The sequence below is a fragment of the Micromonospora chokoriensis genome (assembly GCF_900091505.1).
GTDB lineage: Bacteria > Actinomycetota > Actinomycetes > Mycobacteriales > Micromonosporaceae > Micromonospora > Micromonospora chokoriensis.
Map to the genome: position 1 here is coordinate 5623648 of NZ_LT607409.1, position 23532 is coordinate 5647179.

Below are 23532 nucleotides of genomic sequence, written 5' to 3' on the forward strand. Positions count from 1 at the left end.
TGGCACGCCCCGTTTAGTCCGAGTTGAACCAGACGAGTACACCGGGGCCGTCCGGAGTGAGCACCGGTATCCATGCCTCGTCGGCCTCGCGGATCCGGCTCTCGTCCAGTCGCAGGGCGTGTGGCTCCTCGCGGCGTCCATCACACGCCCAGTAAGAGATGCCGCCGATGATCTGGCGGAGCCTGTTCCGCTCCTCGTTCGGCCATGGATAGTTCCACGTACCGGCGCCACGGAAGTCCTTCTCGAACAATTGGCGAAGTGCGGTCACCGCGTCGGCGCCTGCCATCGGAACGAGGAAGCCCTCCACCTGCCCCTGTCGACACGCCGTGCCGCCGTACTGCTGCTGGTAGAACACACCAGTCTGGGCCTCTACGACCACGTAAAGCCACCCACCGGCCATCCCGTCAGGGTCCAGGAAGACGAACCGTCGAGAGCTCATGGTGCCAGTCTTCCTGGTAACAGGCCGTACGCCGAACGACATTCCAAACGGACGGAACACGCCATGAGACAGGGCCGGAGCCTGCGCCAAGTGGGTCATAGCCATTCGTTGATGGCGGCGAGGTGTCGTGGCCTCGTAGCGGACGGCGAGCTTGTCGAAGCGGGTGGCCACGGCGCGGTTGCGCCTGAGCCGGATGATGCCGCACTCGACCGCGCGACGCCGCTAGGTGTCGTATTCGCCGTTCCACGGCTCGTGGAACCCAAGTCCCTGCGGGTAGAGCTCGGCCCATGGCCTGCCATGGCCCTCGTCTGGGTCGTCGGTGGTCTCATCGATGAGGCCGAAGACGACGGTGTCGAAGTCGACGCGGAAGGGTCGGATGGCGATATTGCAGTTCGTGACCGCATCGAGGCCGGCCAGCCAGTCCGACAAGACCTGCTCGGCGGCCTCCACGGCTGCGGGGCTGTCGCCCCTGAAGCCGGTGAACCGGAGGTTCGAGCCAGTGTGGTGCCCGCTGTCGTCGAAGAGATGGAGCACCGCGTAGATCCGCTGCTGGTTCCACCGGTCGTGACCTGGCCTGACGCCTTCCTGGTAGGCGCCGGTAATGTCAGCGAAGAACTGTCCGCCCGCATGCCGTCCGATGCGGCCGGTACGGTAGTCGGGCTCGTACTTGATCGGGATGACGTCTGGGAGTTGCACGGCGCGGATCATAGCCAGCGTCGCCCGGCGTCCGCTCACGCCGCGTAGTGCGCGCTGGCGTGGTCGAGTCCATAACGCTGTTTGCGTAAAGCCCGATCAATTGCCCTGACCAGGCATGTCGCAAGGCCGAAGAATCAGCGAGCGTGTCCATTCCGACTGCCTCTCGACCATGAGCTTCACCTGGGTTCCCGAGTCTGGCGGCCGGCCCTCGTATTCGACCACCTCACGCCAGTCGCCGAACCGGACGCTGTACTCCCGGTTGCCAGGAAAGATGTACTCGACTCTCGCGTCGATACGGGCACCCACGGGCCAGCGGCGGGTGAGCTCCGCCCATTCCGGACCGGTACACCGCTGGACGCGGCTGCCCCGATCGCGCATACCTGCATCGAGCGGAAACAGTCGTACCTCGTGCCCGCGGTGCTGGAGCACCTCGAAGAAGCCGCTACGCCCAACGGGCGGCCATAGCGAAGGCTGCCTGGGCAACTGCAGCACATCAACCCAGCCCGGAACCGGATCGCCGATGTCGACGCCCATGCCCGCCCGTCCCACACCGGCCGGGTATCCGCTCACCCGTCCTCGGACTCGCGTCCCTCGTGGAAGCCGCCGCCGCACGGCACTCAGTTCATCCTCAGCCATGGCCATACCATCATGGCGTGCCTCGGCCACCGCCGCGATCAAGAATCCAACGCGGCGCACGGATTTGCCGCTAGCCGCTACCAGCGGCTGCCGGCGAACGCTGGCCATCAGCTGAGGGCGGCAGGCTGTCCCGCCGCGTGACCTGTAGACCGGTAGGCCGGGGCCTGTCTCGGCGGTTACGCTGCGCCGGTGGCAGAGTTGCCGGGGACGTGGAGCGTTCCGGTGGTACGGGCGGACTTCACCGATGACGCCGTCTGGAACCGAATCAGAGAGTGGATCGCGCAACCGACCGAGGAGGGCTTCGGCGCGGACGTGGATTTCGTTGAGGACCGCGCGTTGAACGGCCTGGACGAAGCGACGATCGTAGCCGGCTACCCACCGAGCTACCCGCACGAGTACCGGCACCCGGCGCTGTTCGTGGTCGACGCTGTCGCTGTATCCACGTCAGACCATCCCGTGCTGGTCATCAACCTCAGCGCCAGGGTGGACGCGCGACCGTTCCGGGCGCTGCCACGGCAGGTGCAGGCGATCCAGAACAACCTGTCGCTCGCGAATATGGACTACATCGAGTTTGCGACGTCAGCGGGCGCGGATGGTGTGTTCCGAGGCTTCTGACTCACGATCAGGGACACTCTCATGCCGCGATCCGCGTTGCCATGCCCGAGATTCCTTCAAAGCCGCCACCGACCCGGATCTTGCTCAGCTTCGGTCTGCTCGTCCGGCCGCAGGCGGTGTGTTGCGACATCCAGCCGGTCGCGGAGTTTGTGTACGCCTCGAGCGCCTTCATCGTGTCGGCCAGGTCGATGTCGAGCGACCTGCAGCTCAGCCGGCGTAACCCGATTCTCGAGCCCAACAGGCCCGTCCGGCATGATCAGCTCGCTACAGGGTTTCGACGCGTTTCGGTAACAGGCTGAGCTACATCAGTATGAAGGCCATGGAGCTCACCCGGCTGCTGATCTAGCCGGCGAGGATCCGGGCGACGGCGGTGCTCAGCACGCGTACGCCGCGGGTCGAGCCCGCCTCCAGCCCGGTCAGGTCGCGCACCCGGGCCAGCCGGTAGTCGAGCGTGCGCGGGTGGATGCACAGCGCGGCCGCGGTGTCGAGCCGGTTCATGTCGTGCTGGTAGTAGGTGTCCAGCGTGGAGACCAGGTCGGGGCCGGCGTCGAGTTGCGCCGCCACCACCTGAAGCCACTGCCCGACCTCCGCCAGCCGGGCGGCGCCCAGCTCGGCGAAGACATCGGTGACCGTGTACGCGTGGCGCGGCACGGCCCGCGCCGGTGCGACCTCGCTGACCTGCCGGGCCAGCGCCACGGCGTCGCCGAACGCGCGCGCCCGCCCGGGCGCGGTGCCGGCCGCGCATGGTCGGCCGGTCATCGAGGCCACGTCGCGGGCCAGCGCGAGCCCGCGCTCGACCGCCGGCTGCCGGTCGCCCGGCGAACTGGGGATCAGCGCGACCACCTCGTGCGGCTCCGGCCAGCTCAGCGGCATCCAGTGCGTCTTCAGCAGCGCGCCGGCGAACTCGTCCCGCGCCGCCTGGTCCGGTCCGGGCGACCCGCCGGCCACCCGGACCACCGTCGCGACGACGTGGTCGGGGACCGGCATGTGCAGGCCGCGCGCCAGCTCGGTCGCGCTGTCGTCGCCGGCCAGCAGCATCACCGTCAGCAGCCGCACCTGGGCGACGGTCGCCAGCGCGCGCCGCTGCCCCTCGATCCAGCCCCGGGTGTACGCGCCCTGGGCGGCCAGTCCCGCGGGGGCCAGCCAGGCGAGCGTGTGCATCGTCGCGGCGATGTCGTTCGGGCCGGCGGCCTCGTACACCTCGCGCAGCGTCAGCCGGGTGTGCACGAGCAGCACCTGCCGCTGCGCGGTCAGGGTGAGTCCCTTCTCGCCGCGCTGGCGGCCCATCGCGGCCATCAGGTCCAGATCCTGCACGTGGAACGGTGCGCTGTCCGCCGCGAGGTCGACAGTGCGCTGACGGAGGAAGACCGCGAAATCGAGCATCTCCGACCGCACTCGCGGCATCACCGCGAGGTTGCGGTATTCCAGCAGCTCCTCCTGGTAGGCGTCCACCGCCCGGCGGGCGTTGTCGGCCACTCGCTGCCGCCAGAGGCTGAACAGACCGCCCATGCCGGTCAACGGTAATCGATGCGTTCCGGCCACGCCGCCCGGTTGACGCGGACCGGACAGCCTTGCGGACATTCGCAAGAACCGGGGTACGCCGGCGACCTGGTTCTCGCAATGTCACGAAGACCCGGCCACCGGCACCCTGGGACGCTTCGCCATGGACGTCAGACGACGGCCCGGCCGGGTCGGGCGCGACCAGGTACGCGCCCCGGCATCCGCAGATCGCACAGCAATCGAGAGGTGGTTCTGGTTATGACATGGCGTAGTCGACCCTCCGCCGGAGCACGACCCGGCATTCTCCGCGCATCCAGTCTGCTGTTGGCGGCGACGGCGATGCTCGCCGCGTTCATGGCCGCACCGTCTGCGGCGGTCGCGGCACCCGCGCCGAGTGGCGATGCGGCTGTCGCGGCCATCGCAGCCGAGCGGGCATCGGCGAGCTCCGCCGGCAGGTTGAGCGTCACGACCTCGACGGCGGCCGCCGCCTCACCGGCGAAGGGCGACGGTTTCTCGGTGATGTCGGGCTCCTGCCCGTACGCCGGGCAGTACGTCGACCCGTGGCTGATCGTGTTCCAGGGCTGCACCCTCACCGGCCAGCCGACGACCGCGGTCAGCGCCCGGTGCTCCAACGGGGCCGCCCTGGGCCCCGTGCACGTGCCGCCCGGCGTCTACGACATCTATGTCGACTGCTACCCGGCGTTCTTCAGCTCGCTCGCGTTCATCTGATCGGCCCACCCCGGCACGGATCCCGTTGCGGGATCCGTGCCGGCGGTGCCGGTGACAGCGCAGCGCGTCCAGGTGCGGGCCGACCGTGTTGGCGAAGCGATCGCCGATCGTCACGTCCCAGTTGACCGACCAGGTCATCGCGCCGCAGGACCGACAACGGTCGGGCGCGTCCGTCGACCGCGAGGTGGATCTTCGTGCTCGGCTCGCCCGCGGGATCGACCGATGCCCTCGACGGCTCTCCACGATCTGCGTCGCCACGTCGATGACCTCATGTCTCACCCTCGGCGAGGTCCGATGTCTGCTGGCACACCTGATCACCACCACTCGACCCCTCGACCACGTTCATCGACGGTCACGGTGGCGACGCCGACACCAGCACCGCGCCACAACCGCCCAAGACTCCACCTTTACCAGATGCGCCCGGCGTACTAGTCGACGACCCGACGGAGTTCGATGCGGTAGCTCTCTTCAGTGGCTGAGGACTGGACGAGGGTATCGCCGGCACAGTGGTACCGGTCGGGGGACAGTGACACCGAGGACTCGGATGATCCCGGGCCCTGGTCGGCACCGTCGATGCTCCACACCTGCGTGCCGTTAGACACCGCGTCGTAGTAGGCGATCGTGCCGTCGCGGATCTGGTAGCGGGCGGTGATCTGGCCCTTCACGGTCAGCGCGACGCGACGGCCCTCGATGGTTGCCGTATAGGCGACGCCCGCACCGTAGTCGAGGATCGTGGTGCCGTCAGCGTGGTAGGTCTGGGTGGCGCCAGCGCCGGTGAACCGGTAGCGCAGCGAGCCGAATGGAGCCGCGTCCTCTTCGCGGACGACCTCCCGCCAGGCACCGATTACGCAGGGGTCGGCCGCGGGTGGGGCGAGGTCGGGGACCGCCGGTGGGGGGTTCGGCTTCCAATGCTGGTAATGGCCGGGGGCCTCGGCGGCGGCGGCGCTCATCCCGAGCAGGGCCAAGAGGCCGAGTGCGGCAGTCGTCGTCCGGCCCGGGTGTCGGGTTTGCACCGCTTCCGGACTGGTGACCGCCCGGTAGTTGAGAAGGGCTCTGGCCGCGGCGCCGACCAGGGCTGCGAGCACGGCTGCGATGGCGCCCCAACTGAGGATGCTGTGGAAGTGGAATCCAATGTAGCCGTCGAGCAGCAGGAGCCGGCCGTCGCACGGCTGCGCGAGATTGGTCTGTTGAACACCGGTCAGCCCGACACAGGACGACACCGCCCGGCTGACGTAGAGCCCCAGGGTGGCCAGTACCGCGGTGGTACAGACCGCCACCGGGACGAATACGGGTCGCAGGCGGGTTCGGCCCGCCGCGACGATACCGGCTGCCACAGCTTGACCCAGTACCGCGAGGGCGGTGTAGACGTTGTGGTACACCCGTAGAAACCCCGGGTTCGCGTCCCACTCCATATTCGCGGGGGCGTGCAGGATCTCGACGGGGAGTGCGGCACGGGCGGCGAACGGCAGGGCCGCACCGACGGCGATCACCGCCAGTCCTGCACCCAGACCAGCCAGGAGAGCGCGGCGGAGGCCGACGAGACGTTCGCTGCGACGCCACCAGCGCAGGACGACCACGGGGACGGCCCACAGGAGCACCATGCCGGCGGAGGTGATCGGAGTTTGCATCGCCTGGATCTGGAACTCGAGCATCAGGCCGGTCCAGTCGGCGAGCGTGGCGTACCAGCCGATCGCCCATCCCGGATCCGGCCTGCCGGGCCGATAGCTCGCCACGATGCTGCCGCTGAAGGACATCCAATACCAGAGGGCGAGCAGCGGAGCGCTTACGGCGACCGCGCTCACCACGATCGCGCGGCGTTGCCGGACGCCCAGCCGACCGGCGTGACCATGCTGCACGGACCACACCCAGGCGGCGGTGAGCGTGAGGCCGATCAGTAGCAGCACGGTGCTCACCGCGAAGACAGCGACGCCGGTGTCTTCGCCAACGACACCGGTGACGCTGGTCTCTATCGCGCCCATGGACAGTGGTCCGCTGGCAGCCAATCCGGCACTCAGTGCCGCAGGCAGCAGGAGCATCCGTCTCCGGGGCGCTGCCGGGTCCCGGCTGACAGCCGCCGCCAGGATGGCTGTCAACATCGTGGTGACTGGCAGCACAACCAGCGTCATGGCCATGAAGCGCGAGCCCAGCAGGTTGCCGCCGAGCAGGCTGACGCCGCGCAGCGCGAGGCCTGCGGTCAGCCCGATACCGGCCATCTCCCATCCGCCCATCCGGGCCAGCCGGTCCGTATCCGTGAGCGTCCTGGCCCGCTCGGCGGGGCTCGGATGCGTGCCGTAGCGGGACCGACCGCCCCATGCTGGCAGCGCCACCCCGCGCCGCGCCCGGGTCCCCGGCCACGGCAGAGCCGCCACGACTCTCGGCAGCGCCCCGTCGCTGTCGGACTCGGCGGCCACCACGTCGGCGTGGGTCTCCCGAGCACGCAGAATGGCATTGCGGGCCAGGTACACCACGGCGGCCAGAACCAACACGGTGACCAGGCGATGCGTCAACCGGCCGGGGTCGTCGCCGATCTGCAGCAGTGCGGCCGGAAACGGCCGCCGCAGCAGGTCGGGAAACAACGAGAGGACCAGGAACGGTGCCAGCGCAAGGAGCGCGAACGACCACCAGATGGCGATCGTCAGGTACGCCTGGTCCACGTCGCGGTTACGCAGATGAGCGAGTTCGTGACGGATTACCGCTCGGAAGCCCGGTCGATCGATGTCGAAGCGCACCAGCAGCCCGACGTCCAGAGCCACCCGTCGGCACCGCGGAAGCCCGAATGCCTGGCCTCCGTGAGTAGCGGCATAGGGGGCGAGCAGCCACGTCGGTTGATGCGGCAGGCCGGCCTGCCGCGAGAGCATCGCCAGGTCGGCAAGCACGTCGGCGTTGCCGTCGGCAGGGAGGGGGGCGAGCCGGCGCCGCCGGGCTAGCCACCATGGATGCAGGGCGTACAGCAGACCTGCCAGACCGATCTGGCCGGCCAGCCCGACGCCGACCGTCGTCGCCTGCGCCGCGAAGAACGGCCGGACACACTGCTGCATCAGGTACGTGCCGGTGATCGCCTGGTCGTAGCCGGTGGGCAGGCTCGCAACTCTCGCGGCGATGCCGCGCAGGCACGGGTCCACCTGGTCGTCGTTGAGCTGTTCTGTCGCGGGCAGCGACAGGAACACGGTTGTCAGGGCGACCACGCTGGAAGCGAGCACCGCCATCATGAGGGTCGCGAACCGTATGTCGGTTCGTGCCTTCCACCACCGGTGTTGGTGTGACGGTGGCGCCGGGCTACCGGCGGCGATCGCGGGTCCACCGTCGGGACTCACCGTCGCGTCGGCGCTCATTCCGGCTCCTGACCTGTGGTCCCGTCGCCGACGGCCGCCGCCGCGATCAGGGCGGCGCGGTGCGGGGACATCCGACCGTGCCGGACGAGGGCCTGCATCACGATCTCGCGTACCTCCCGCCACTGTTCACGTGTCAGCGGTGCCGCCGACGGCGGCGTGTCGACCGGACTGTCGGCACCCGACGAGGTGTCGGCCGGCCTGCCCAGCACCCGGCGCACGCCCGCCCGCGTCAGGACGACACCACGATCGGCCAGATAACGGACCACCTCTGCAGCGGCGGCCATCAGCACCGGAGTCAGAAGTTCCTCGACACCCGGCGGCCCGAAGCTCAACTGACCGCCACCATCGTCACCGGTGAGCGCCCGCGCGGGGTTGGCGAAGTACGCCATCCGCAGGACGTCGAAAACTCGGCGCTCCGCGGCGACCTGCTCGGGTTCGACGACGCCAATCCGATCGAGCATCACCCGGGCGGTCTCGGTCACCAGCGCCTCGTCAGAGGTTGGTGAGTCGGTCATACCGCTACTCGTTCAAAAACCCTTTGGACAGTCGGGATGACGAGCGCATGCGCGCACGGGCGCGGGACAGTGCTGGTGTGCATGAATCCACGGTAGGGGGCCGCGGACGCCGATGATAAGAGCGTCCAGGGAGAATGTCGGAATGACGACCCGGCCACAGTTTTCGAGATGGAATGAATAGTCCGAGCTTTATTCATCACGCCGCGCGAAGAGGTGACGTATCGGAAGACATGGCTCCGCCGTCGCCCGCCGGACCGACCCGGCCGTCGCCGATTGGGTCGCTGCCGTCGGTCGGTCCGCACTCTTCGCATCTGTCGATTACCCGACGGTCGACCGGAAGCGCGTCGACGAATGGCCGGCGATCGGGGGCACTCTCCGCCGATGACCCGACTGACCGAGACGTGGAGCCAGGCTGACCCGGAGTGCACATGCGCCATCTGACGAACGTCAAAGTGGACGGTCTACCACGCGCGCTCAAACACCGCACACGTTTCCCTGAGGACTGAGAATTTGTAATTCGTCACGGACCTCACTCGCCGACCCGTGGATCGAAGAGATCACCACCGAGGAACGGATCGCACCACCGCGCGTTCCTTACCGGACCCGCCCGACGACCTTACGAAACTGGTTCGGCGGGCCGATGAGACTCGTGACGGCGTCTATCGCGCCGCGCGAGGCAGCCTCGGCGTCCGCGGCGGCATCGTCGACCAGGCGCGGCGGCCAGCCAGAATTCGTTCGCCGGCCATCCGCCTCTGAGGTAGGCCCATGACACGAGCACTTCGCGGCAGATCGAACGGCTGGGATGTCACTCCGCGAGGCGGCGGAGGGCTTTCCGCTTCGAATGCTGCATATAGGGTCACTCCGTGAGTCTCCCGGGGGCCGTCGAGGAACTCTGCCAGCGCTTCCTCTCGCTGACTCCGAAGGGCCTGGTGGCCGGCCTCTACTTGACTGGTGGTACCGGGTTCGGGGAGTGGATCGAGGAGCAGTCGGACGTGGACTTCGTCGCCACCCTTGCTCACCGGCCATCCGACGAAGAGGTGGAGCAACTGCGGCAGGCACACGAGCAGCTGGCGGCGTACTCCCCGATCGACTTCGACGGGATGCACGTCCTCGTCTCCGACCTGGCGTCCGATCCGAGGAACCTGCCACCGGTGCCCCTGGTGCTGCACCGCGAGTTCCGAGTTGGGCACCTGGACGAACTCGTCGCCTGGCACGAGTTGGCCCGGCACGGCGTCACGATCACCGGCCCGGAGCTGTCGACCCTCGACGTCTGGACCGACACGCATGTCCTGCACACGTACACCGTCAACAACCTCGACACCTACTGGCGCACCATCACCAAACAGCTCGCCACCTTTTCCACCAACGCGCCGCAGCCGGAGCTCGAGGACCTCTTCAGTACGGCGGGACGGCAGTCCGCGGGCACATCGGCGTACACCTCAGCGAAAGCGGCCATGATCTGCGCCTCAGTGTCGGCAGTGAGCAGCCTTTTTTGCCTGGCTTGAACGTGCCCGTGGGCAGGGGCAGGCCGTAGCTCATGAAGCTGTGGACGTGGTCGTCGGCGAACTTGAGCCCACCGAGGACCACGGTGCGGGCGCCGGCGTCTTTGAAGGTCTGCCAGACGTGACGCAGGTGTGCATCAGTGGCGTTGAGTCCTTCGGCGACCGGTGGCGAGCACCGCAACGAGCGCCACGACAAGCCGAGAAACACCGGCCGGCGCAGACACGTCTCGAACATACCGGCTAGCCGGCTGGCAGACTGCCCGGACGACGAGCCACTATGGTGCCGGGTATGCCCGCAGCAGAGACCCCGGAGCACATCGCCCGGACCCGCATGGTCACCGCCCGGGCGGTCCTGCAGGGCCAAGCCGATCTTCGGACGTACCCCTATCGCCTCTTGGCCGTGGTCTCCCACCACGGCGTCAGCGGCGACAAGGTCAGCGAAGCGGTCGCTGCCGCCGAGGTCCTCGGCCAGTTCGGCTGGGACCTCGTCAACATCTCGGAGTTCGCCTCCAACAAGATCGTCTACGCCTTCCTGCGGCGACGGTGACGATGAGGCGGACGCTACCCCTGCGGACGGCCGTTGATTTGCTCGACGGGCGGGAGCCGCCGAACGGGTTCGTCACCGATGGAGTAGACCTCCAGGCAGCACAGATAGCCCTCACCATCGACGAGTAGCACGATGCCGGCGGAGAACTCGTCGTTGCTGATGCCAGCCGAGACTGGTGCAGCGGACAACACCGGAGCCGGCGCTGCGGCACGGTCCACGGCAAGGTTGACGGTGACACAGCCGCACCCGCACCGGCCCTCGACTGTGGCGAACGGTAACTGCGCACGCAACTCGTCGCGCCCAGGGAACGGCACGGACAGCAGCCGCGCTATGACGTCCCGCTCGATGACGGTGAGCGGGCGAGGTATGTCATCGCCGGTCATAGTGCCGCCTGATGGGGCAGGCCGGCATGGAACCGCAGCAGCCAGACCTTGTGCTCGCCAGGATCGGGTGAGCACTTTCGATCAGCTGGTCGAGTTGACCGGCACGATCACGGGATGGCCCGTGATCGGTCACGGTCGCCTCCCGATTGAGCCATAGCCGACGGTGTCATCAAAACCTGACCGGGGATGCACAGCGGAATGATGAAGTTGCAAGCCACTACCGGGCTCCCCATTCGACGACACCAGTGAGGTCGTTGGTCACGCGGTTAAGCGAAATCCACGATCCACCGGGAGGGGCCTGCATACGCCAGTCGTTGTCACGCCAAAGCAGGGTGAGCGTAAGCACGTGGTAGCGCGCGGTGCCTACTGACGGGGCGCGCAGAACTAGCCCGATGACGGCAGTGTCGGGGCTGTAGGACTGGTAGCTGAAGCCAGCGATCTGGCTCAGCTCGCCGGGCTCCGAGGAGTGGTCGGGGTTGGCGCGCAGGGCGGCCAGGAGCTGGTCGCGGTTGTTGCTGGGAAGGAACTGGCGTTGGACGGTGGGTTCCCAGCAGTCGCGACCTGCGGAGGCTGATGAGCGGATCATGATCTGCGCCGCCGCGATAAGAGCGCCGTCGGGCGTGTGTGCATAGCTCACGGCAGTTCCGCCGGCGATGCGGGTAGGGCCGGCCGTCGCGCTGACCGGCACGGCGGTCTGGCCGACCAGCTCCCACCGCACACCGTCCGGCGGGGCGATCGGCACAGCGGTGGCCAGACTCTGCGCCGTCGTGGTGCCGTCAGGGACCAAAGCCGCGGATGGCGTCGTGCCGGTGGCATCGACTTCGTCATCGCCGCCCCGTGTGATGGCGAGCAACACGGCGGCGATGACGACGGTCACCACGAGCGCTGCGGAGGCGATGACGCCCGGCCGCGTCCACGGCGGACGGTCGGCGAAGTCCTGGCGGGCAGTGCGGGGCATTGGAGATCCTCCTGAATCAGCGCGGTGACCACCGATTTTGCCTATCGGCAGCACAAATCAGATGGATGATCTTCGTGGTGCAGAGAAGGCGTGCCAGCCGCCATCAGGTCGGAACTCGCCTTCGTTGGGTGAGGGCGCCCCGCTGTTGGGCTGACCCGGCTGCTACGAGGTGTCCCGGTTTCCCGGAAGGTCTGCCGCAATCATTATCGGACTCGACCCAGCGACGACCGCGTGCTGTCAACGTGTGGATAACGCTGGTCGGTGCTGAGAACTAGCGCAATACGCCGTCCGTGCCGTCGTCGTCCGCGCCCCATACGTCGTCGTCTTCCCTGAGCCAGGTGCCGTGTTGGGACTCTTCGTTGCCGTCGCCGGCCCCGCTGTTCGCCCCAGCCAGGCCGCCCCGGACGCCACCGCCGGCAGCACGGGAGCCCGTGCTGCCGGACCCACCCCTGCCGCCCGCGCCGACCATGCCAGGTGCCATCGCCGCACCGCCCCTGCTGGACGGACCATTGGCACCGCGCCCGGCACCACCGGCACCAGCCGCGCCGCCCATCATCGGCGACATGCCGAGGCTGACCGGGCGGCCCAGGGAACCACCGCCCGGAATGGGGGCACCGGCCCCGCCCAGGCCTGCCGTGCCACCAAGGCCACTGCCCCCAGCGCCCAGGCCAGTCGCGCTGGGCACGCCACCGCCGGCACCGAACCCGGAGTTCACGCCGGTGAGGGTCCCCGTACCTGCGCCTGCCCCGGCCAAGCCGCTGCTGTACTCGCCGGCCAGAACGCCGTCACCGAGGTCGTTGCCGACGCCCGAGGACGCGCCGCTGCCGCTTGGGGCGTTGCCGTCGTAGCCGCCAGTGCCGGCGGAGAGGTCCGGGTGGGTGCCCGAGCCGAAACCTGCCCCGCCAGAGCTGACGTGACCGGTTCCCAGAGGAGGTTCACCGCCGAGACCGCCGGTTGAAGGCCCTCCACCGAGGCTGGCTGCCTGGCCGGCACCGCCGGTGCCCGTCGGACCTTGCAGGTCCACTCCGGTCGGGCCGCTGCCTGTGCGCTTCTCCGACAGATCACCTCCGGGGGTCTCCCGCTCCCGGGCTGCGTAGTCGTCGCTGACCTGGTCGTAGGCTTTGCGCGCGTCCTCGGTGTTGTTGTTGAAGAATTCGCCGATCCGGTCGTTGAGCTGGCCGAGCTTCTCCATCGGCCAACTACCCGCGAAGTCGGCACGAATGCTCGCCTCGAACAGCCCCGTCTCGATGACGATGGCACCATTGCGGGCCGCCGCCAGGTCGCCCACGCACCCCTGTGGGACCGGCATCGCGTTCTGCGCACGCTCCAGATCCTGCGCCGCGGTTTGCAGGACGGTCACGATGCTGTGCTGACCGCCGCCCGACTCCCGGGCGCCGTCCACAATCGTTTCGGCCTGCTTGATCAGCCCTTCCATGTGCGTGCGAAACGCGTCATACGCCGGGCCCTTCCAGCTCTCGCCCAGGTCGATGACGTCGGCGTCCACCAGCCGCTTCACCTCCTCGACGTTGCCCAGCAGCGCCTGCCAGCCCAACGCCGCGCTGGTGATATCGGCCGGCCGGCCGGCGACCAGCACCTGCCGCGCCATGTCCTCCCAGCTCAGGGCGCTCACGTCAGACTCCTTCCGCGCTGGGACCCAGACCCAGGCCGCTGGCCTTCAAGGTCCGCTGCATCTCCTGCGCTGACATCTTGTTCGCGTCTTCGGCGGTGTCGTACTTGCGCTTGACCTCGCGCAGCGCATCGGCCGCCCGGTACATGTCGTCGGAGAGCTTCGTCAGCGACTCCGAGGTCGTCCGGTGCAGAGCATGGTGCGCCGCGGCCAGGCTCAGCCCTTTGGGAAAGCCGCCCAGCGCGCCGCCCGGGCTGGCCAGCGCCGCTTCGCCGCCGAGCAGGTCCTTGATCTCCTCCATGTCGACGGCGAGCCGGCGCAAGTAGCTTGCATGCCGCTCGATGTTGTCGGCGGCCGCTTCCAGACGGTCCGCCTCCCACTCGGTAACGTCGCGCTGACCGGGCCCACCCACGAGCTGCGACGGCGCCGATCCTGCGCCGGCGCGGACGTCATCCTGGCGGAACCCAACGGACGGCCCGTGCGCAGCCACCGTGGCAATAGGCCGCAACGGGCTGCCCGCCGGCATCACATCAGCGACGCCGGGCGGCACCCGCATCCAGGCCCCCACCTGCGGTGGGCTGTTGCCCTCGTCGCTCATCTCCGTCCTCCCCGTTGATCGGTCAGCGATGTATCAGCGCTGGTGCGGGCCGCCCAAGCCCTGGGGCGGTGCGGTCCCGGGCTGCCCCGATCCACCGGGCTGCCCCGGTAGCGCCGCGGGCGGAGGGAATGGGGGTCCGGGCTGCGGCCTGGGCTGATGAGGATGAGGATGCTGCGCATCCGACCGCGGAGGCGGCGAAACTCCCGGCGGGCCGTAGCCGGGCGGCGGGACGCCCGGGTGGCCGTACCCGGGCAGCGGGAACTCCGGACCACCCACCAGCGTTCTGCCCGGTCCGGGTCCGACCGGCGGCGCGGTGCGACGGCGCCGACGGCGGGCGACGACTACGGCCAGCACCACCGCGCCGATGACGACGGTCAGGCACAGCACGCCCGCGACCATGATGCCGGTCTTGTTCTTAACCTTGATGGCGACAGCCGGCCCTTCAGTCTGCCCGCCTGCGGGGGAGGCCGTCGCTCCGTCCGGCTGCGCGCCGGCAGCCAGCAGCGGGTTGACGTCTACGGCTGACACCGGCCGCTGCAGCGCCGCAAGCACATCCACCGCGCCGAAGCCGAACTCCGGATCCCGACCCGGCACCCCCACGTCCCGGGCCGTCCGGATCAGGCGATTGATCACGTTCGCCGCGTCCAGGTCCGGGTAGCGTGACCGCACCAGCGCGACCACCCCGGCCATGATGGCGGTCGCCTGACTAGTGCCCGAGGCAACCGCGTAACCGTTGCCCTCCACCACCGTCGGCACGGGAGCGATGATGTCGTCACCTGATGCAGCGAGGACCACCTCAGGGCCGACGACCGAGGCGCTGGCGAGGCCTCCCGATCGTGTCGTCGCGTTCACCGCAATCACACCAGGCGCGTTCGCCGGGGAGTCGACCGTCCGACCGCCCGCGCCGGTCGCCGCGACGAGCACGACGTTCTTGCTCAGGGCGTACTGGACCGCCTCGACGATCCGGATGCTGGCGGGCTGCTCGAAGCCGATGGACAGGCTGATCACGTCGGCTCCGGCGTCGGTGGCCCAACGGATGTCCCGCGCCACCTCAGCGTCGTTGCCGTTGCCCTCGCTGCCGCTCAGCGCGATCGGCAGGACCTTCGCCTCCGGCGCGATGCCGAGCTGCCGGTTCCGGTCGCCGCCCCGCCCGACGATCAGGCCGGCCATCGACGTGCCGTGTCCCGCCTCCTTATCCCGGTCGATCTGGCCTTGCGGAGATCCCGCCGGGGCGGCACCGGGGCGGCCGGCCAGTTGGCCGGCGAGCGCCGGGTGCGTCGCGTCGACACCGCTGTCGATGACGGCGACGGTCACCCCACGCCCCTTGGTGATCTCATGAGCCTGCGGAATCTGCAGCGCGTCGAGATACCACTGCAGACCGCGTACCGTGTCGGCCGCCGACGCTGGAGCTGGCACGCCCACCACCCCGGACCCGACCACCACGCCGACCATAGACACGGCGACGGCGAACTTCAGCCCCGATCGGCGACCCTTACCCGTACGCACGGCACTCCCCGAACCTCGTTGACCAGCTACGCGTTGCGGCTCCGGTCCGGCTCGAGCCGGACCGGAGCCGCACGTCTGATGTTCTCAGCCCCGCACCTTGGTTGGCCTTGCCTATCTCGGTGGAGACGTCGCTGCGCGGCCAGCACCGACGGCGCCGCCGATCTCATTCAAAATCTTGCCAACGTCCCGGACGGCGGGGCAGTCGCTGCTTCGATCTCAAACACCAGTTCACGCCCTTCCGTCTCTTGTGGCGCTGGATCCGCGAGGCGGCGGTCCTCCAGCGCATGGCCGCCAACCAACCGGCCGCGTTGCAGGTGAGACGCTAGCGCAACGCGTCAAGATCCCGCCACCCTGTGTTACCAGCTGAGCCGGCACGACACCTCGTGCAGGTGATCCGACGGTCGCCATCCACGCCGGACTCGTCGGCAACCCGCCGCACAGTCCGACACCACCGCCGGACCGGAGGTTACCCAACCGTTGGCCAACGGTTGGGTAGCCAACGCGCTGCTCCCCCAGCAAACCCCACCGTCACGACCGCTCTTGGTGGTCGTGAGCACGGGCCAGCCGGTGTGGAAGCCACCCACCGATGACCAGATCCTCCGCGACACCCGAGAATCCCAGCGGGCCGGACCCATCGTCCCGAGACGGCAGACCCGGCCCATACGCCGACAGCTCCACCTTCGGCCACCACCACGACTTCCTTCACGTCGACGTCATCGTCGGTGGCTCGCCGATCTGGATATCGGTGTGGCGCAGCAGCGCCCTTGGCGAGATCAGCGAGTCCACGTTTCGCCGCCAGCTGGCGCGTCGGATCATCGCCGTCTACAGCCGGCGCGGCACGACCGTGGTCGACTTCGACGGCGACCCGACCGTTCGCGACGAGAGCATTGCGGCGGGCCGCGCCTACCGTCCGGTCACCCATGCTGCGGACCTGGCCGGTCTCGACACCGTGGAACAGGTCGACCTGGTCGTACTGCGCTGGCCGCGATCCCAGCCGCTCGCGCGACCCAGGTCGGTCGACGGTGCGGTGGTCGACCTCTTCCGTGCCCTCCGGCTGGTCATCACCCCGGACGGCTTCGCGGTCCTCCTCGTCGAGCAGCGTTCAGCCCAACCGGCGCCCACCGAGATCGTGCGCCTGGCCGGGCTTGTCCCCGAGGCTCACGCCGGTGGGATGAACTACCTCCAGCACGTCCTCGCGGTCACCACACCAGTAGGCCCCACTGCTGACAGCGCAGACGCCGATCCGTCGGCGCCCAGTCGGCACGGCTGGCCGACCGCCCTGCACCTGCTGGTCTTCGTCGGGCGAGCAGGCCACCGTGACTGACCAGCCGGAGACTGCCGCCCACCGCCGTCTGTCGCGTCGCCGCCCAGCTCGTCCACGGGTACGGCCGATCAGCTACCGGCAGGCGTGCGCCTACATCAGCGCCCACCACCAGCAGCTCGAACGACCGCAGGGACACAGGTTTTCCCTCGGGCTGACCAACCACGCCGGCCACCTCATCGGGGTCGCAATGGTCGGCCGTCCCGACGCCCGCCACCACGACGACGGCCTGACCGCCGAAGTCACCCGCCTGGCGACCGACGGGCCACACAACGCGCACTCGGTCCTGCTTGCCGCCGCATGGCGAGTCGCCCGGCGCATGGGCTACCGACGCATGATCACCTACACCCGCAAAGTTCTCGGGTTCGCGATTTCTGAAGTGCTGGTAGCCAGGAACCGGAGCGATGTCGGCGTTCGCTGAGCCTACATCGGGGCTCCGGTTCGCGAACCCGTGACGGGCCCAGCGTGCTGGCGCCGTTGTCTCTCGCCGCCGTGGTCGGTGGCTGAGCTTCGTGGTGGTGCGCTGAAGGGCGTCCGGTGCGTGGATAATCGCGTTTCGGGGCGCCCTTCGCGTCCATACGGCTATGTCGCCGTGATCAGGTCCGGTGGGTCACGGCCAAGCAACTCCTCGTCCCTAGATGCAGGATTCCGTAGTTGCAAATCTGAAGAATCCTGACCAAGCTGCGCTGCTGCCCAGGCCGCGCCACCGCGAGCGTGCAAGCCATCCTCGTCCTGCACCACGTCGAAGCCGACCGCCACGCAGGAGGGAATGGCTGATCATGACAATTTGAGGCCGAAATAATAGGCAACTTTGACATAGGAGTCACTCGATTGATTGACTGAAAGTACTTCTCGCGTTACGTTCAGCGCTCGTCACGCCATTGATGCATGTGCATATCAAGGCGCGTGCGTCACAACGGGAGGACTGATCTTGATCAGGAGTATGCGAACAGCGAGCTTAGCTATCGCCCTGACCGTCGCCTTGCTGTCGACCGGAGCGAGCGCCGTAGCCTCTCCACGGGCATCGGGTCCGTCGCCGGCCGTGGCTCGGCCAGGGCTGGCGCCCGTCGGTGCGGTGGGCACGTACCTCGACGAGAAGGGCAACGTCCTGTCGATGCGGGGGCGGGACGCCGACCTGGTAGCAGGCAGTGCCCTGCTCCTTGGCTGCACGCCGGGCAACGGAGCTGACCAGCCGCACTGGTCGTCGCCTGACGTCTCGGGTCATGGCACCTACGTCAAGGGAACGTGCACCAACAACACGGCTAAGGTCTACAACTGCTTGTACGAGTGGTATACCGACAGCACCTGGCGGCAGAAGGCGTGTTCGAGCACGGTGACGGTGAACGCCGGCGGCGGGAGTGCAAACAGGTCCAACGCCCGGCACGTCTGTCACTCGACCAGCCAACTCATCTCCTGGCGCAATCACGAGGATGTCGACGTCATCGGTGAGGTCGACGACGGCAACAATCCCTACAGGGACGCCAGCGTCTGGTGCGTAGTGAACTAGCTGTAGTGATCAGCAGCGTTGTTGACCGTGGCTGATCGGTGGTTGGCCGCCGAGTGAGGTGCGCCAGCGATGGCAGTTGTAGGTGTGAAGCCAGGCGGGTAGGCCCAGGCTGGCGGGCGTACACGGTCAGTCGGGCGTTACGGTGGGCAATAGAGACCTCCGGTAGGTATGGGCGTCAGCACCTCACACCTCGCCGGAGGTTCCTCCATGGATCGAGCCGACACGCCGTCAACAACGCTCATGGTCACCACAACTAGCGGTCTATTATTCCGACGATGACACTGCAGCCCACTGACGAGTTCTCTGCAGCGGAGTGGCTGTATACGACCGATGTCGGCCCGACGCGGTTGATCACGTTCGGGCCAGCCTCGTTCCCCGCGTACGCACGTCTTCGCTACCTGCCCGATCCGGTCCTTCCGGATATGCGCGAGTCGGACGTGCGGCTGCCATCTCGCCGAACCGCCGAGATCGACATGGCCCGAACAGCGTTGGAGGCCCTCGCCGACTACAGCTCCTCCACGCGCGACTGCTATGTCTGCGTGTGGGAGGGCGGCGCGACGTTCCGGAATCCTGCACTGACTCGCGGACCCATGCTGGACCTTCCGCACCGGCGATACGTCCTGTTCACTGGCACCCTGGGCGACTTGATGGGGTGGGGCGACTTGTTCGACTCCGAAATTTGCTCAGCGCCGGCATTTGTCTGGCCGGCAGATCACGCGTGGTGTTTCGCCAGCGACGTCGACCCTCATTGGGCCGGCATCGGTGCCGACCGTGGGGTTGTCGACCGCCTCGTCGCGGACAGGAACCTCGATGTGGTGCATGCCGACCCGGAAGAGCCGCAGCCGACGTATTACTGAGCCACTTTTTCGTGACGGTGCAGGTCTCGGTAGGGGCGGCAACCCTTTGTCTACATGGGATTAGGCTCCCGGTAAGACCGCAGTCGACCAAGATCCAATGCTCCCCGGCCGGGAGCCTCGCCATGCTGTCTTACCCTGCCGCGATTCCGCTGTCCAGCCATACCCTGAACCACCTCGCCGCGCTCATCCGCCGACACCGTGACCAGCACCGATCCCGAGGGCAGCCCCTCGACCCCGCCCGCCAGGCCCTGCTCGCCCTTTCGCCGAGGACCTACTGACGGCGATCGGTGACCCGGCGGCGCAAGCTCGCGGGTTCTGCCTGTTGGCTGAGCTGGCACTGGCTTTGGTCCGGGCGCAGACCGGGCAGAGCATGGAGGAGCTGATCCAGGAGTTGACTCCGCTCCTCGCCGCTGCGGCCCACTCCGAGCCACCGGAGCCTGACGGCACGCCACCTGTGACGCGTTAGGTGAGCGCTGTGAGGTCGGGTGTTCGACGGTGGCGGCGTAGCGGTTGCCGGCGGCGATGCTCAGGCCGAACAGGTCGGCCAGTCGGCGGACGTCTCCGTTGGTGGCCTGGGCTTCGTCGAGGATGCGGTCTTGGCGGATGTCGGTGGCGGACAACCGGGGTCCGGTAGCCTTCCAGATCCAGGTTCGGCTGACGGGAGCGTCGGTGTTGGCGGTTCGGGTGGTCACGAACAGGTAGGCATTGTTGGTGCGTGGCCACCGGCTGCGGCGGTAGTCGAGCCAAGCGGCCAGTGCCTGCTGAACGGGCTCGGCCAGGGGTATCGCCCGGTCGTAGACGTGCAGCATTCGGTCGCGGACGTCGGTGAGCCGCAGCATCTGCACCTGGCTGGTGCGCACCCCGTGGAAAGCGATGAGCGCGGCGACCGCGGCGTGTGCGGGGTTGGTCGAGGCCAGGGCCTGCGGTAGCGCGGTGAGGTCGACCGGGAGCGGCTGCCGGGTCTCGTGCCGACCGGTGGCGATCCGGGCGGTCGGGTCGGTGAAGATCATCTTCCGGGCCTTTAGCAGTCGAAAGATCGACTTGAGCCCTTGGCCGACCTGTGACCGCGGGTTTCCCGATGGCAGCAGCGCGCGGACCACGTCGTCGGGGGTGATTTCGCGCAGGCTGTCGTGCCCAGATGCCGTCCACTGCAGTAGCGTGGGCAGCGCCCAGCGTAGGTGCAGCTGGATGGTGGTCTCGCTGCGTGGCCGTCGCCGCGGCGGGGTGAGGCTCCCGTGCTTCATGACTTCGAACCATAGGGTCAGCTCTGCCGCCATCGCGTTCGGGAGACGGCAGATCTGACCGGTCGCCCATGCGTCGAGGGCGTGCACGCGGTCATCGGCCAGCATGCCGGCGTCGGCTAGGACTCTGGTCACCGCGTCGACGGGCAGTCTGATGGTGCTGAGCAGTGTCACGTCGCTGGCCCGGACCGGCTCGTCGCGGTGGTCCCTCAGGCCAATCATGATGCGCAGGCCGATGCATACTTCTCGCCGCAGCCGGTCTGTCCAGCCGAGTCGCGCCGTGATAATCGCGGCGTGCTCGTCAAGTTCGGCAACCTGCCGCGGGTCGGCGCGGCGTTGCAGGTCGGCGCGGTCGCTGCCGGTCAGTGTTCTCGGCGTGGCCGGCAACAGGGTGAGCTGCTGCCACGCGGGCCAGACGAGATTGCCGTCGTCGGGCGGCCCGCCCCGGTGCTTTGGCGCGTCGCTCGGCGTGCCGGTCGTGTTGCGGTGCAACATGTTCGCCAGGAACAACTGCTGTCCGTACCGGTTAGCCGCCGCGACGTCCAGGTCGCCGTTGGGCTTGCGATGCAGCACCGACTGCCGGTAACAGAGCCGGCATACCCCGGTCCCCGTAGGCGCGAGGTGCACCACCCGTGCGCAGCAGACGCAGGCACCGGCACCCGGGCTCGCGCGGCGCCACTGCTGACAGCCGAAGCACAGCCAGCTCTGGTTGCGAACGGCACCCCACGCGTAGCAGTCCCGGCAGGCGTCGACCTCGGGTGGCGCATAGCGATGGCAACGCCGGCACAGACCGGACGTGAAGTAGCCAGTCTTGGCGCCGCACCGCACACACGGGGGCGGTGTCACCGGGCCGCCGGGCCAGCAGGTGAAGCAGAATTTCACGCCGCGCATGGCCACCGGCTGCTGCCGGCAGACGGTGCAGCGGGTCAGGCGCGCAGCGTGGACGCTGGGCGGCGCTGTCGTCATGCCGGCGGCAAGGATCGGTTACGGCCCAGCCGCGGTACGACCGGGCTACCGGTTGGCGCAACGTCGGCGTTGGCGGCCCGTTTGAGCTCGTCGCGGCGGGACTTCACCTGCTGCGGCTCGTGAAGCAGCAGCTCCGCCGGGGTGCAGTCCAGCACGGCGCAGAACACGTCGAGGTCGTCCAGGCGGATCGACGTCGGCGTGGTCGTCCACAGCGCCGACATCTTGCCCGCGCTGATCTCCAGTCCGTGCTCGGCCAGCAACCGGCGCATCTCCGTGGACTTCCAGATCCCGCGTTCAGCGGCCTTCAGCCGCAGGTTCCATCGCATCCGCTCACCTCTTCCCGCCAGCGAGCCGGGCCGCAACCCGCTCGTTGGCCTGGGCCCAGGCGCCCTCAATGTGCGATTCGTGCACATGGATATACCGAGTCGTGGTCGACAACCACGAGTGGCCTAGGAGTTCCTGGATCGCCTTGAGGTCCACGCCGCGGGCGTACAACGACGATGCGCAGAAGTGCCGCAGGCCGTGCGGGGTTAACTGGCCATCCCATGCCGGGAGCCACCGCCGCACCGCGTCGGCCAGCCCGGTCCGCAGCGCGTTCGCTCCTGCCCGCAGGCACCTGCCGGTCAGCCGATCGCGGCGCTCGCTGGGCAGCAGCGGCGCGTTCGGGTCGTCCCAGTCGTCGCCGAATTGGTGCCGCACGTCGCGCAGCCACCAGGTCAGTAACTCGTCGACCGCGTTGATCCCGGGCACCAGTCGCGTCTTGGGCCCTCGGCCCCGGCTGCCCTTGCCGTACCGCACGTGCAGCTTGCCCAGCTCACCGAGATCCGGTCGCCAGTCCCTGACGTCCAGCATGACCGACTCGCTGATCCGCAACCCGGCACGGCGCCACAACGACGCCGCCAGGTAGTCGCGGGCAGCGGGCAGAAACTTGCGCGCCTCGGGCAGCCACTCCCGCCACCGGGCAAACAGCTCCTCCACCTCTGCCTGCGACGGCGGCACACGCGGAACGTCGTGGTACGGCTTCGTCGGCCGATTGAACTCATCGATCGGCTGGTCCACGACATGTCCGGTCAGCGTATGGATGTCGCCCTGGTACCGCATCACCAGGAAGCCGTAGAACTGCCGTAGAGCGATCGATTTGTTGTATCGGGTGCTAGTCGCCTGATCCTTCGACGAGCGAAGCCACGCCAGATACCGGTCGGCGTCCGACGCTTCCGCCGTCCATACCGGTCGCTGCAGGAACCGGATGAACTCGAACAGCGTGGCGCGGTGGCTGGCCACCTGCTCATCACCAACGCCGCCGGCCGACATCGCCAGCGCGTACTGATCGAGAAGTTCCTGCTCGAAGTCTTCCGTCTCCTGAGCGGTCACGAGCTCGCGCGGCGAACGGATCGAGCGCACCACTGCCAGCGCCACACCGCACCTCGCGTTCATCCCGGGAACGATCTTTCAACGAATCCCGTAGATAGTTCGGTATTCCCGACCAAACGTCAACCCCGTGCCGGATCACTCGGCGCAGCGTCCCGCCAGCACCGCAGGTCAACCACGAGAAGGAGGTCCCACATGAACTGATGACAAGCCTGGTTACTGACAGGCCCGCCGCCGGCCTACGGGCCGCGGGTTGGAAGGTCATCACCGAAGCCCCTCCCACACGCGGGCGGAATCGGCCCGGCCGGCACCGAGCGCCCCGCGGCGCTGGCGAGGCGACCCGGATTCACTGGCAGGTCACCACCGAGGACTGGCGCACGCGAACCCAAGCCGCTGACCGCGTCCACCGGTGGGCCAGAGATGGACAGGGCCCACGGTGACCGGCCACACCGCAGCCGCGCACGCACCGGCGGACCGGTTGCTCAACCACCGCGAAGGGCTCACCGGCACCCTGCGGCCGGTCCTCGCTGAATGCTCGACCTGGAGCGTCACCCCATGCCGATAGACGCAGGAAAGATGCTCGCTGGCCTGCCCACTCCCTGGCGCGGTTTCCTGGAGGACTGGCATCGGTCACTCCGGTCCGCAACTATCCGGAGACGACCCGCTACAACTACCTGCTCGCCGCGGCA

At 68.4% G+C, this 23532-nt stretch carries 22 protein-coding genes and 4 pseudogenes; 11 read left to right on the forward strand and 15 right to left on the reverse strand.

Translation table 11 applies throughout. The features are described from left to right. Positions 1–13: 13 nt before the first annotated feature. The 4 genes and pseudogenes from GA0070612_RS25455 to GA0070612_RS25465 all read right to left on the reverse strand — a co-directional run bounded on the left by GA0070612_RS25455 (position 14) and on the right by GA0070612_RS25465 (position 1669). Positions 14–439, reverse strand: a complete 426-nt coding sequence (locus tag GA0070612_RS25455; protein ID WP_157742601.1) for a DUF6210 family protein — start codon at positions 437–439, stop codon at positions 14–16. A 95-nt stretch (positions 440–534) separates the two neighbouring features. Then, positions 535–658 (reverse strand): annotated as a pseudogene (locus tag GA0070612_RS32695) (IS5 family transposase); the annotation flags it as partial. Positions 659–661: 3 nt separating this feature from the next. Next, a complete protein-coding gene (locus GA0070612_RS25460) occupies positions 662–1135 on the reverse strand; it encodes a hypothetical protein (protein ID WP_157742602.1) in 474 nt (157 codons plus the stop codon). Positions 1136–1231: 96 nt separating this feature from the next. Then, positions 1232–1669, reverse strand: a complete 438-nt coding sequence (locus GA0070612_RS25465) for a hypothetical protein (RefSeq protein WP_088990218.1) — start codon at positions 1667–1669, stop codon at positions 1232–1234. Positions 1670–1960: 291 nt separating this feature from the next. On the opposite strand from GA0070612_RS25465, the gene GA0070612_RS25470 reads away from it, so the two are divergent. Further along, positions 1961–2386 carry a DUF6924 domain-containing protein gene (locus GA0070612_RS25470; protein ID WP_157742603.1) on the forward strand — a complete coding sequence of 142 codons (426 nt, stop codon included), beginning with the start codon at positions 1961–1963 and terminating at the stop codon, positions 2384–2386. A gap of 342 nt (positions 2387–2728) precedes the next feature. On the opposite strand, the gene GA0070612_RS25480 is transcribed toward GA0070612_RS25470, so the two are convergent. Beyond that, a complete protein-coding gene (locus GA0070612_RS25480) occupies positions 2729–3895 on the reverse strand; it encodes a PucR family transcriptional regulator (RefSeq protein ID WP_088990221.1) in 1167 nt (388 codons plus the stop codon). Positions 3896–4210: 315 nt separating this feature from the next. On the opposite strand from GA0070612_RS25480, the gene GA0070612_RS25485 reads away from it, so the two are divergent. Continuing rightward, the gene (locus GA0070612_RS25485; RefSeq protein ID WP_088990222.1) at positions 4211–4615 is read left to right on the forward strand and encodes a hypothetical protein; all 405 of its coding nucleotides are present in this window, start codon (positions 4211–4213) and stop codon (positions 4613–4615) included. A 428-nt stretch (positions 4616–5043) separates the two neighbouring features. Here the strand turns inward: GA0070612_RS25485 and GA0070612_RS25490 are convergent, their stop codons facing one another. Together GA0070612_RS25490 and GA0070612_RS25495 are read right to left on the reverse strand one after the other, a co-directional pair. Next, positions 5044–7947 (reverse strand): M48 family metalloprotease, encoded by a 2904-nt coding sequence (locus GA0070612_RS25490; RefSeq protein ID WP_088990223.1) that lies wholly within the window; start codon positions 7945–7947, stop codon positions 5044–5046. Continuing rightward, entirely contained in the window at positions 7944–8462 is a 519-nt protein-coding gene (locus GA0070612_RS25495) for a hypothetical protein (protein WP_088990224.1), read from the reverse strand. The genes GA0070612_RS25490 and GA0070612_RS25495 overlap by 4 nt, the downstream gene beginning before the upstream one ends. An 863-nt stretch (positions 8463–9325) precedes the next feature. Between GA0070612_RS25495 and GA0070612_RS25500 the strand changes: the two genes are divergently transcribed. Both GA0070612_RS25500 and GA0070612_RS25505 read left to right on the forward strand, forming a co-directional pair. Beyond that, a complete protein-coding gene (locus tag GA0070612_RS25500; RefSeq protein WP_088990225.1) occupies positions 9326–9967 on the forward strand; it encodes a hypothetical protein in 642 nt (213 codons plus the stop codon). 286 nt (positions 9968–10253) lie between these two features. Then, the gene (locus GA0070612_RS25505; RefSeq protein WP_088990226.1) at positions 10254–10511 is read left to right on the forward strand and encodes a transcriptional regulator; all 258 of its coding nucleotides are present in this window, start codon (positions 10254–10256) and stop codon (positions 10509–10511) included. A 14-nt stretch (positions 10512–10525) separates the two neighbouring features. Here GA0070612_RS25505 and GA0070612_RS25510 read toward each other — a convergent pair whose 3' ends face one another. The 5 genes from GA0070612_RS25510 to GA0070612_RS25530 all read right to left on the reverse strand — a co-directional run bounded on the left by GA0070612_RS25510 (position 10526) and on the right by GA0070612_RS25530 (position 15493). Further along, positions 10526–10894: a hypothetical protein gene (locus GA0070612_RS25510; protein ID WP_088990227.1), complete on the reverse strand. Its 369-nt coding sequence runs from the start codon at positions 10892–10894 to the stop codon at positions 10526–10528. 217 nt (positions 10895–11111) lie between these two features. Next, the gene (locus GA0070612_RS25515) at positions 11112–11852 is read right to left on the reverse strand and encodes a hypothetical protein (protein ID WP_088990228.1); all 741 of its coding nucleotides are present in this window, start codon (positions 11850–11852) and stop codon (positions 11112–11114) included. 271 nt (positions 11853–12123) lie between these two features. After that, entirely contained in the window at positions 12124–13482 is a 1359-nt protein-coding gene (locus GA0070612_RS25520; protein WP_088990229.1) for a WXG100 family type VII secretion target, read from the reverse strand. 1 nt (position 13483) lies between these two features. After that, positions 13484–14077: a hypothetical protein gene (locus GA0070612_RS25525; protein WP_088990230.1), complete on the reverse strand. Its 594-nt coding sequence runs from the start codon at positions 14075–14077 to the stop codon at positions 13484–13486. A gap of 33 nt (positions 14078–14110) precedes the next feature. Next, a complete protein-coding gene (locus GA0070612_RS25530; RefSeq protein WP_157742604.1) occupies positions 14111–15493 on the reverse strand; it encodes a S8 family serine peptidase in 1383 nt (460 codons plus the stop codon). Positions 15494–16169: 676 nt separating this feature from the next. Here GA0070612_RS25530 and GA0070612_RS25535 point away from each other — a divergent pair. From GA0070612_RS25535 to GA0070612_RS32290, 4 genes and pseudogenes are all read left to right on the forward strand, one after another. Beyond that, entirely contained in the window at positions 16170–16907 is a 738-nt protein-coding gene (locus GA0070612_RS25535) for a hypothetical protein (protein WP_157742605.1), read from the forward strand. Continuing rightward, on the forward strand, positions 16900–17325 hold the full coding sequence (locus tag GA0070612_RS31645) for an XF1762 family protein (RefSeq protein ID WP_157742606.1): 426 nt from the start codon (positions 16900–16902) through the stop codon (positions 17323–17325). The genes GA0070612_RS25535 and GA0070612_RS31645 overlap by 8 nt, the downstream gene beginning before the upstream one ends. 245 nt (positions 17326–17570) lie before the next feature. Continuing rightward, a pseudogene (locus tag GA0070612_RS31650) lies at positions 17571–17681 on the forward strand (IS5/IS1182 family transposase); the annotation flags it as partial. Positions 17682–17979: 298 nt separating this feature from the next. Then, a complete protein-coding gene (locus tag GA0070612_RS32290) occupies positions 17980–18411 on the forward strand; it encodes a hypothetical protein (RefSeq protein WP_231924342.1) in 432 nt (143 codons plus the stop codon). On the opposite strand, the pseudogene GA0070612_RS33140 reads toward GA0070612_RS32290, so the two are convergent. After that, a pseudogene (locus tag GA0070612_RS33140) lies at positions 18408–18513 on the reverse strand (IS481 family transposase); the annotation flags it as partial. The gene GA0070612_RS32290 and the pseudogene GA0070612_RS33140 sit on opposite strands and share 4 nt — an antisense overlap. A gap of 173 nt (positions 18514–18686) precedes the next feature. Here GA0070612_RS33140 and GA0070612_RS32295 point away from each other — a divergent pair. The 3 genes and pseudogenes from GA0070612_RS32295 (at position 18687) to GA0070612_RS32700 (ending at position 20197) form a co-directional block, all read left to right on the forward strand. Then, positions 18687–19268: a hypothetical protein gene (locus GA0070612_RS32295; protein WP_197699241.1), complete on the forward strand. Its 582-nt coding sequence runs from the start codon at positions 18687–18689 to the stop codon at positions 19266–19268. Between the two features lie 122 nt (positions 19269–19390). Then, positions 19391–19531: pseudogene (locus tag GA0070612_RS25555) on the forward strand (IS5/IS1182 family transposase); the annotation flags it as partial. A 222-nt stretch (positions 19532–19753) separates the two neighbouring features. Then, the gene (locus GA0070612_RS32700; protein WP_231924343.1) at positions 19754–20197 is read left to right on the forward strand and encodes a hypothetical protein; all 444 of its coding nucleotides are present in this window, start codon (positions 19754–19756) and stop codon (positions 20195–20197) included. Between the two features lie 1274 nt (positions 20198–21471). On the opposite strand, the gene GA0070612_RS25570 is transcribed toward GA0070612_RS32700, so the two are convergent. Beyond that, positions 21472–21801: a helix-turn-helix domain-containing protein gene (locus GA0070612_RS25570; RefSeq protein ID WP_088990234.1), complete on the reverse strand. Its 330-nt coding sequence runs from the start codon at positions 21799–21801 to the stop codon at positions 21472–21474. A gap of 4 nt (positions 21802–21805) precedes the next feature. Continuing rightward, positions 21806–22891 carry a tyrosine-type recombinase/integrase gene (locus GA0070612_RS25575; protein WP_088991760.1) on the reverse strand — a complete coding sequence of 362 codons (1086 nt, stop codon included), beginning with the start codon at positions 22889–22891 and terminating at the stop codon, positions 21806–21808. Positions 22892–23532 lie beyond the last annotated feature (641 nt).